9 protein-coding genes are annotated in these 9,483 nt (G+C 36.3%); 8 read left to right on the plus strand and 1 reads right to left on the minus strand.

Annotated features, from left to right (window positions below; all coding sequences use genetic code 11):
* Window positions 1-211 precede the first annotated feature (211 nt).
* A complete protein-coding gene (locus tag NI462_RS14155; protein ID WP_253161142.1) occupies window positions 212-1,096 on the plus strand; it encodes an AvaI/BsoBI family type II restriction endonuclease in 885 nt (294 codons plus the stop codon).
* A gap of 27 nt (window positions 1,097-1,123) precedes the next feature.
* On the opposite strand, the gene NI462_RS14160 is transcribed toward NI462_RS14155, so the two are convergent.
* Entirely contained in the window at window positions 1,124-2,545 is a 1,422-nt protein-coding gene (locus NI462_RS14160) for a hypothetical protein (RefSeq protein ID WP_253161144.1), read from the minus strand.
* Window positions 2,546-2,609: 64 nt separating this feature from the next.
* On the opposite strand from NI462_RS14160, the gene NI462_RS14165 reads away from it, so the two are divergent.
* From NI462_RS14165 to NI462_RS14195, 7 genes are all read left to right on the plus strand, one after another.
* Window positions 2,610-2,816, plus strand: a complete 207-nt coding sequence (locus tag NI462_RS14165; protein WP_253161146.1) for a hypothetical protein — start codon at window positions 2,610-2,612, stop codon at window positions 2,814-2,816.
* A gap of 321 nt (window positions 2,817-3,137) precedes the next feature.
* A complete protein-coding gene (locus tag NI462_RS14170) occupies window positions 3,138-3,665 on the plus strand; it encodes a plasmid replication DNA-binding protein (RefSeq protein ID WP_253161149.1) in 528 nt (175 codons plus the stop codon).
* A gap of 194 nt (window positions 3,666-3,859) precedes the next feature.
* Entirely contained in the window at window positions 3,860-4,792 is a 933-nt protein-coding gene (locus NI462_RS14175; protein WP_253161151.1) for a replication initiation protein, read from the plus strand.
* Between the two features lie 127 nt (window positions 4,793-4,919).
* On the plus strand, window positions 4,920-5,345 hold the full coding sequence (locus tag NI462_RS14180) for a hypothetical protein (protein ID WP_253161152.1): 426 nt from the start codon (window positions 4,920-4,922) through the stop codon (window positions 5,343-5,345).
* A 2,196-nt stretch (window positions 5,346-7,541) separates the two neighbouring features.
* On the plus strand, window positions 7,542-8,897 hold the full coding sequence (locus tag NI462_RS14185; RefSeq protein WP_253161154.1) for a large ribosomal subunit protein uL4: 1,356 nt from the start codon (window positions 7,542-7,544) through the stop codon (window positions 8,895-8,897).
* A complete protein-coding gene (locus NI462_RS14190) occupies window positions 8,890-9,111 on the plus strand; it encodes a hypothetical protein (RefSeq protein WP_253161156.1) in 222 nt (73 codons plus the stop codon). The genes NI462_RS14185 and NI462_RS14190 overlap by 8 nt, the downstream gene beginning before the upstream one ends.
* The gene (locus NI462_RS14195; RefSeq protein ID WP_253161158.1) at window positions 9,104-9,253 is read left to right on the plus strand and encodes a hypothetical protein; all 150 of its coding nucleotides are present in this window, start codon (window positions 9,104-9,106) and stop codon (window positions 9,251-9,253) included. The genes NI462_RS14190 and NI462_RS14195 overlap by 8 nt, the downstream gene beginning before the upstream one ends.
* Window positions 9,254-9,483 lie beyond the last annotated feature (230 nt).

A 9,483-nucleotide genomic window follows, 5' to 3' on the forward strand; every position in this document is an offset into this window, starting at 1 on the left:
ATTAAGTAAAAAAGATGATAATGTCAAATTATTATTAAATATCATGTATATACTAAAACATTGACCGAAATAAATTAGACAATTTTTTCACAGAGAAACAGTTAAATATTTTTTATTTCGCATAAGAGATTTTATGTTAAGTCGACACAACTTGTCGTAATAAATGTTTGTTTTGTCTAAGATGTCTTAATTTTTTTAATAGGAACTTTTAGTGCAAACAGTAACGCAATCAGCAGATTTGGTTTCTACACCAGTGGATATCGTTCAAGGTTTTAAATGGCAAGCAGAACAAAAACTCAACCGATCTAGTGGATATTTCTTTTTAGCGGATATTTTTTTAGGTAGAAATAGACGTTTAACCCAATCACAGCTTATCTCTAACCCTCAATTACGTGAATTTTTATTATCAGCATGTATGTTGTCTAAAAAGAGCTTAAAGCATTTGTCGATAATTGAACAAGATAATCTACTTAACACTTGTATTGATTTTACGAAGATAAATGACCCTTCCTATGAAAGGGAATTAGTAAATCGTTATTTTTTGACGTCTGGAGATGCATTGGGTGGAGTGATGAGAAATGCTGTAGGGCAAGCAGCACAAAATCTACTTACAAATCATATTCTACAATATCTGCAAAATAATGGTTATCAAGTTTCTATTAATAAAAATAGTACTGGGAAAATCACAGATTTAACGTGGGTTGAAAATAATGAAAAACGCACGATAGTCTTTGATAAAAAACCAAACTTTTTAAATAAATCGGTAGATTTCATAGTTACACAAGGTAAAAGTGGAAATTTAGGTTCAATTCACAATATGGATGAAGTCATAGCATGTGGTGAACTTAAAGGTGGTGTAGATCCAGCTGGTGCTGATGAACATTGGAAAACTGCTCGATCTGCCTTGGACCGAATTGCTGAAGTTTATACAAACAACAACAAAGCTATTCCTGAACTTTATTTTATCGGTGCTGCAATTGAAGTCAGTATGTCTCAAGAAATATTTAATTATTTACAAGCTGGCAAACTGACTGCTGCTGCAAATCTTATGAAAATGAATCAACTGGATGAGGTTGTATCCTTGATTGTTCAATAAGAAATATTAAAGGGTGTATATATGGATTTACTTACTCCATATATACACACACTTTCTTAACTCTGACCTACCGTAAATTTTCATTTGCTGTGAGCTATTTCCTTTACCTTTAGGTAGTACCCATATTTTTTCTACTTTATATCCAATGTCCTGTGCAATTCGAGATAGAAGTAGATCAATAGGTATATTTAAACCATTGTAACGAACATTATCGTTTACCATCACATATTTAGAAGATAGCTTAAGTTTTTGATATACTTGAATAAGATGTAGTGTCATATCGTAAAAATAGCCTTTTACCATAGTGACGATACCTTTATTATTTAATTTTCCATTTCGAGCTTCATCTTCCAAGAAATCTAAGATACTAAGTAACTCATGCTGTTGATAAAAAACTTTGTCAACCAACTCTAGCGTATCTTTATCAATATACTTGCTAAATGCTTTAGCTTTATTTTCTACAGTACAGCTAAGTAGATCTTGTCTTAATTGTCGAATACCAGTTTCATCTATTCCTAAATATGCCAACTCTAAAGCATAGGTACGAGTGTAGTCATAACGATTACAATAAGGAGGTGATGTAATCACTGCATCAATTGAATTATCAGGGATTAATTCAATTTCGCTTAAACAGCTCCCTTGAATTAGTTCAATAGTATTGTTAATACCTTCAATAAGTTGCTCACTAGATTCTTGAATATCAGTTTCTATGTCATTAATTTTTTTTGATAAGCCATCGAAGAAGCTTAAAATCTCTCCTTTTGAGAACGTATTTGGCTTCTTATCAGCAAAACGGGGGGACCTATGATCCCAACGTAGATATTGTCCATCCTTTCGTGTAAAGCTAATAGCCTCTAAAATACAAAGACCTACAAACTTACAGAATTTATGGAACTCATTATTTTTAGTACTTTCAGACCATTTCAAGAACTGCATTAGTTCTTTTTCTGTATCGGTTGTAAAGGCTCCATCTGTAATTTTTATATGATTGAATTGATCATATTCATCTATAGATAACCATTGGTTTCGTGAGGTCTTAATTTTTTGAGTAAAATCTAAAAGTTTTTTATATCCAATTTGAGAAAATAGATTACGGCACTCAATGAAAAATACTCCAACCGGCATAAGTTCAATAGCATAACTTTTTGATTGTAAATAATTCTGTACTGTAAATGGGGCAGTAGCTGTTCCTGCAAAGGGATCCAAAAAGGTTCCTGATTTGATCTCTAAAGTATTAATGATGTATTCGATGAGTTCTTTCGAAAACCCTTCACGGTAGTGGAACCATCGAAAAATAGGTTCACTTTTGTTCGATTGGAAACTAACCAACTTCCTGTTTAGATCATTGTTAATTATTAAATCTTCTGAAAACTTGTCTTCAAGATCTAGTAACATTGTATCAGCGATAATATATTTTTCGCTGAATGTGAGTTCAGAAGTAGCTTCCATATATCTAACCAGTAAAATTTTAATTTAATTATACGCACTCAGTGCGTATTTGTGAAGTGGCAAAATGGAATATAACTTTGTTGACGAGTTAAAAGAAGCTCAAATCGAATTAAATATTAGTCAAAAGGCGATGTGTTCTATTCTTTTTAATGTGCCATTTAGAACATATCAAAGCTGGCTATTAGGTGAAAAAGTTCCACCTCGATATTATCAAGATCTGATTATTTTTAGACTAAGAAGCTATATCAAAAATCCAGTAGATGAAATCTAAGAATAAAGATTTCCTAAAATTAACATAATACACCTTATACGAAATTCTATTTTTTATTTCATATAAATCATGGTTTTATCTTATATAAAAAAGCCCAATCCATGCTGATTGGGCTTTTTTATGGATTATTCACGTTTCACGCCTGCTTATTGAGCAATATTCCATGAGTTTTTGTAACTCTCATTAATCATTCTGCAGAAAAAGCAACTTAATAAGATTCCTCTTTTAAATTAAATAAATATAAAACATTGACCGAATTGTCCCCTTTATTTGTCCCCTTTTTATGTATATTGGGTACACAAAGGTACAAAGGATTAAATCATGAAAAAAATGACAGTAGGGGAACTTTCAAAGCTATATGGAATACACCGACAAAGCATCTACAAACGTATAAATAAAGGAGATTTATCAAAATCAGCAGATGGAAAAGTTGATTTTGCAGAAGCAATACGAGTTTTTGGTGAACCTGATGGTAAGGGAGAAGTCGTCACCAAGGTACAGTCAACTCATGTACAAATTGGTACACAAGTTGACAGGTTGCAGTTACAGGTGGACATGTTAGAAAAACAGCTTAAAAAAGCCGAAGAAACTGAACAGTTTTTAAAAGATCAAATTAAAGAAAAAGACACAAGCATTCATCTTTTACAGACTCTACTTTCAGCACCAACACCAAAAGATTCAGGTGGTAAACAAGAGGATGCTACTCAAGAAATAGCTCCCCAAGTTATTAGTGAGTCACAGCCGATAAGAACCGCAGTGTATTCAGGGAAAGAGCAAACAGAAACTGAGCTAAAACCACGTAAGAAAGGGCTTTTAGGGCATGTAATTGGTGTTATTTTTAATTATTAAATAGATTTCAGTCTTATTATCTTAACTTCTGATTCTACTTGAGTTACACTTTTTTGTAGTCGAAAAAAAAGCCCATCTTGGCGGGCGGGCTTCATTTTCGGGATCTTGCAACAGGATAAGTATTACAAGCACCTAGAATATGCTGTCATTTTACCTGTTGTGCTTTGATAACACAAGCCAATTGAGTAAAAACATTGACCGAAATTATAAGTAGTTTATTTTTAGAGCATTTAACTGAAAATTTACCTAAAAAACCATGGTGTACTGACTTAAAAGGTACAGGATTGCTTGTTCGTCCTAAAGAAATAGCTATAAAATACAAATATATACAGCTAAATAGTCCTTACTATCAAAAATATATAATATTAGACCTAGATTACGAACATTCACTTGTAGAGATTTTATTCAATCGAGTTGGAATACCACTACCAAATTTTGTGACAGCTAATTTTGTTGGTGGCAGATCTCATATAGTCTTTGAGTTAGAAGAACCAATTTATAAAACAGATGCTAGTAGGTTGAAAGTCATTGAGTTCGCACACGCCATCATACAGCGATTACAAGAACTATTTGATGCCGACGTGGCATATTCAGGAACTATTACGAAAAACCCTGCTTCATTGAATTGGCGTGTCACAGAGCTACGAAAAAAACCGTATTCGCTCCGTGAGCTTGCTGAAAAAATAGACCTACCTCCAAAACCTAAATTTTTCAAAAAGGAAAAAATTTCAAGACATGAAGCAATAGGTTTAGGACGTAACTGTTATGTCTTCCACACAGCTTGTCCTTTCGCATATCAAGAGATACGAGCGTATAGAGGTAAAACCTACAAGCAATGGGAAACTGCAATGATTGCCCATTGTGTAAGCCTAAACGAGGGCTTACCTGAGCCAATGACGTTCAATGAAGTAAAGGGCATTGCTAAGAGTATAAGCCGATACTGTTGGAGAAAGGACGGTTACTATTACCAAGAGTTTATAGATCGACAAAGCAGAAAAGGTGCTATTGGTGGTAAAAAATCTAAACGTGGTGTGAAAGTTGATTCTGATAGATCAACAAAGCCGTGGGAAGCAATGGGAATTAGTCGTGCGACATATTACCGCAGACAGAAAAATGAGACCAAATAAGCCTAACTCAGTTAATAGCCCTGTAAAGGGGTTTTTGTTCTTGTCATTTGAGTCAATTCTTAATATGTTCCACGAAACACTGTCTCACTCATTTGCTTAGGCTATATCCTCAGTTGGAGATTGTTTTATGTCTACCAAAAAATACTCCAAAAATCTGAAATTGTTTAAAGAGGATAGAGAAGCTTTAGGAAAACAGATTATGGCTGACTCCATTGCTTTGAACCCAAAAGCATTTATTCATAGAATGAGTTTAAACCATGACTTTAACGAGTGTTTGAGGAATGCAGACAAAGGCTACATCGTGTCTTTTTTTGTAGAAGAAGTGAGTCTTTTAAGCAGAAAGACGGCACTTTCAGAAAATATCACCGTTAATTTTGATGCTCCGTATGTCCTTTTGAAAAATGGTGTGAGTCTTCCTGTAGATAATGCAGAAGATTTAGAGCGTAAAGTAAAAGGAACTTGGGAAAACTTCTTTAAAAAGTATGGTGGTTCAAAAGATTTAGAAGATTTTATGGTAGATCGTGAACAGGATGTGCCGAAAGACAAATTCTAGACTCACAGTTTGCGTCAAATTTGATTTTTTGCTGTTAGGCTTAGTGTTTGTATATGGTTTAAGGAAAGTCGCTTAAAACGCAAATGGTGAAGATTTAGAGGTATATGTGTTTTTAGATAGATAAAAGGGCTAAAGCAAAAATGCAATAGCCCTTTTAAAGTTGGTGATAAATCTCGTTTGATGGAGATTAATCGCTAGATTAAAAAGTTTCAGTTAAGTAACTAAGTAATCTAGTTTAAAAGTTTAGTAAAAACAAAAAGTTAATACTAATTTGGAGTTTTGACGCTCCATTGAAAGTTAATATTTTATGAAGTTTTTTGATCTCGATTGCATTTGCAAAAACTCAGTGACCAAACTGAAAGCAAGCAATGTCGTCAAAAAAGGCATAAAAATTAAAATGTTACACTACCATAAGATAGTTCTCGTATCGCTGAGAATTGCGCCAAAACTTCAAAAGCCGTTTTGAAAGCTTGCAAATTTAGGGAATTGCTCCTGAGTTGTTTAGCCAAAAAGGGCAAGGTACAAACACCGTTCGCCATTATCGGTGGCGACACCTTAGATTCTTTTTTAAACGGGTTTACTCCCGTTCCGATTAACGTATCGGGGTGATGCTTAAGGCATCAAACTTTTGACTTCTCTCAACTGAAACTGATCTACAGATACCACTCTGTATCCAAACATCGCTTACAGCAAGGGCGACCAAACCCTTACCCACTTTGCTGAATCGCTATAGAAACCACCCATAGCAAAATCAATTTCGTTCTCTTCTTTACTTGTGACCACATTAAAACCTTACGGTTACTCTGCTTAGCCTTTCGTCCTCAAAACTCTTTAACAAGTCGATGTTTACCAATTATTGGTTGACTCTCGTCACTTAGAACAATCGTTTTATACTTGACCGTTTACTCTTGAAAAGTTACTTCCAAAAGCCCGTTGTCGCTCTGATTAGTGCAATTTGTGAAGTTGCTACTACTTGGCTAATCTCCCAATGGTTGAATCGGCTATGAACCGAAACAGTTGCTTTAAAAATCAAGCTGTTCATACTTACAATCGCATGAACCTGCACCATCTTCCCCACTTATCTCCAAAACTACATTAACTGCTATCAGCCTTCCTATAACCTCTAAAGCCTTGTCCTTTCACAGACGTGTCACACGCAAGCCGTCGTTCCGCAAGCTCACTTAACAGGTGTCCAATGCAATATGTCATCGGTTTCTTTAAAGGTCAGGATTAAACTCCTACAATTTTTCCCACTTGCTTCACACTGATTCGAACAAACCGAATCAGCCAGAAGCTTGTTCGGTTGAGCTATTCACACGACACTTCCATTTCTGAAAGTGTCACAAACTTCGAAATATTTCTATTTCAGCCATTTGCTACAGTTCCCCAAAATCAATTGATGCACATCTCACCAACCAACTTTTTTCTCTGTAATGCTCCCCTCAGTGGCATATCTTGGGCGGTATTCCTACCCAAGACAGGAGTTCTAACGTCTAGACAAGTCCTAATCGCTGACTTGTTTCGACTCCTCTTCATTTTGGCATTCATGGTCGCCCAAAAACCACACAACTTGTCATATAGACGGCTGTGCAAAATAAAATTTCCTAAAAGGAACGGGTAGAGGACGCAGAGATGCGTATTTTTGCAAATATGCAAGCTCTCCATCCGCCCCCTGCGTAGCGTGACCGAGCCATTTGGCATGGCAGTCCGCTTCGCCGAGCGTGGGTAAAACTACCTTCCTAGTAGTACACAACCAATAAATAAATTTATTGACTGTCTAGGAAAGCTAACAAGTGATTGAAAGAGGATGGTCAGTCCTCCCGATCAAAGAGAAACAGGAGGGTTGGTCGCCCCTCCTGTTTGAGATAAGTCAAACGATTAGGGCGCATCCATCTTTCAAAAAGAAGAAAACTTGTTTTTAAAGAATTGCGTCATCTGATGACTACTTTAGGTGAAAAAATCGTCGGGGGCAACGTCTTCGTAGCTAATTTTAGGAACGACTTAGTTACAGAATTCGTTGCCCCCGAAACGGAGCAAAGCTCCGTTTGAAAAAATAGCTTCGCTATTTTTTATTAAAAGCCTTGCTACGCAAGGCTTTATGTTTAAAGGCTTTTAATTTCATTCAGAAGGTTCACTTTTTCAGATTTTACAGTTACAGTTTTACTACTACAGAATTTTAGGCGCAGGGAAGGGGGCATGATTTTTTACGCTACATCAGATGAAATTGCCATGATTGGTATTCTCAAATGCGTGTCCATCGGCAAGGCTACTTACTATAAGAAAATGCTCATAGATTTAGACAAGGCAGAAGGTGCTTTGACCTCTTTGATCAAGAAGTACAATGTGGCACTTGGCAGAGCCACGACTTCACCTGAACATCCATGTGCAGGACACATGGTTGTGCAATTGAATCAGACGTTGCTTGCCAAGCAAAAGTGCATGGTTTATCTATTGGTGACTTTGCCTATCGGTGTCCGTTCCCAAGCCGATGTATATAAAAAATTGGTTGATGATCTCGAAATCGTCGATTCTGATAAGTTCAAGTCCGAACACAGAAAGAAAATTGCTGTGCAATGGCAGAAAGACTTTATCAAAAAGGCTTTCACCACCAAATCCAATCCAAATCCTGATGATTTTTCTTGTCTTGAATGGGAGCATGAACGACTTTACATCTACACCAAAGACCAACTTAAAAAGCTCGTTTTACGCAGATCTGAGTACACAGAACGGCAGAAGAAAAAGCAATCCGCTTTAGATGCGAAACGAGTCGAAAACGGAGAAACAGCAAGGAATCTGAAAAATGTCCGTTGGACATGGCATCTCACACCACACTATGCCAAGTACCTGAAACGTATTGCTGAGTTGAAGATAGACCAAGCAATCTTGGCGAAGAAGTCGCAGAAAAAATCTGAAATAGAAAATCAACGGAAGATTGAAAACAGGAAATTGTCGGCTGATGCCAAAAAATCAAGTTCACCGACTAAGGCTGAAATTGGACGCATGGTGAAGTTGACTCCAACCGAAGTTGCGGGCTGTGTCAGTGATGCTATTTTCTTGGTAAAGCACATGCCAGCATTTAGCGGTACTGCGAGTGATGTAGGTAAGATTGTCAGTGAAATCGAATGGCGTTTTAATGGCAAGGCTATCAAGCAGTCGAAAGCCGTTCGTGCGAAAGATGGTAAAGCTAAAACTGCTCCCCTACCGATAACCAATGCTTTTAAAATCAAAGAATTGGCAAGCAGGGCAGGCTTTAATGCTTCAAAATTTGAGTTTAAATATCATTCCTTTGCCGAGCTGAAAGATGCAATCGAGAGCTATCGAGAAGGCTTGGACGAGTCGCAGATTGTAAAAAAAGAAAATGAGATCCTTTCACTATATGAAATCGAAAGACGGCATGTAACCAAGAGCCTGAAACAGAAAAATACGGAAGGTGCAAAGCTTAGCGGTGGCGTGATTGAAGAAAAAATCAAAGATAGCCTTGCAAATCGTTTCCTGAAATTCACAGGCTTTAGGAAAACTGCACCTGATGGTAGGGATAAACCAAATGACTAAACAAACTAAACGAAGTTTAGCTTTTTTTCTTGTCGTCCTCTGCGGTGTTGGCTTTCTGAACTGTAGGTCGAATGAGCCGTCACAAGCCGACAAAGACAGCATTTCAAGGGCAGAACAGCGTGAGTTTGAGTTCATGCAAAGACAAGCCGAGTACGTTAAAGAGCATGGTCATAGCAAGCACTACAGCCTAAAGGATGGAAAAGTTTATGAATGATGAAGATCTCAAAGATCCCGATAAGGATGCAGGGACGATGATGCAAGAGGAAGCGATAAAGTGTATCCATGATGCTATTGAAAAACTGCCTACTAAGAAGGTCGTCACACCGCAAGATATTCAAGAATTTTTAGACGATTAGCCTCATTCTAATCATTTGATTTTAATTCATGTTTTAATTTTTAAAAACAAAAAACCACCTAAAAAGGTGGCTTCTTGTACTGGATGAAAGATTTAGTTTGAAGCACTTTCACTTAAACAGATTAACTTGATAATTAGATATTAAGTAAAAAAGATGATAATGTCAAATTATTATTAAATATCATGTATATACTAAAACATTGACCGAAATAAATTAGACAATTTTTTCAC

The organism is Acinetobacter lwoffii (assembly GCF_024129715.1).
In the GTDB taxonomy this organism is placed as follows: Bacteria; Pseudomonadota; Gammaproteobacteria; order Pseudomonadales; family Moraxellaceae; genus Acinetobacter; species Acinetobacter lwoffii_U.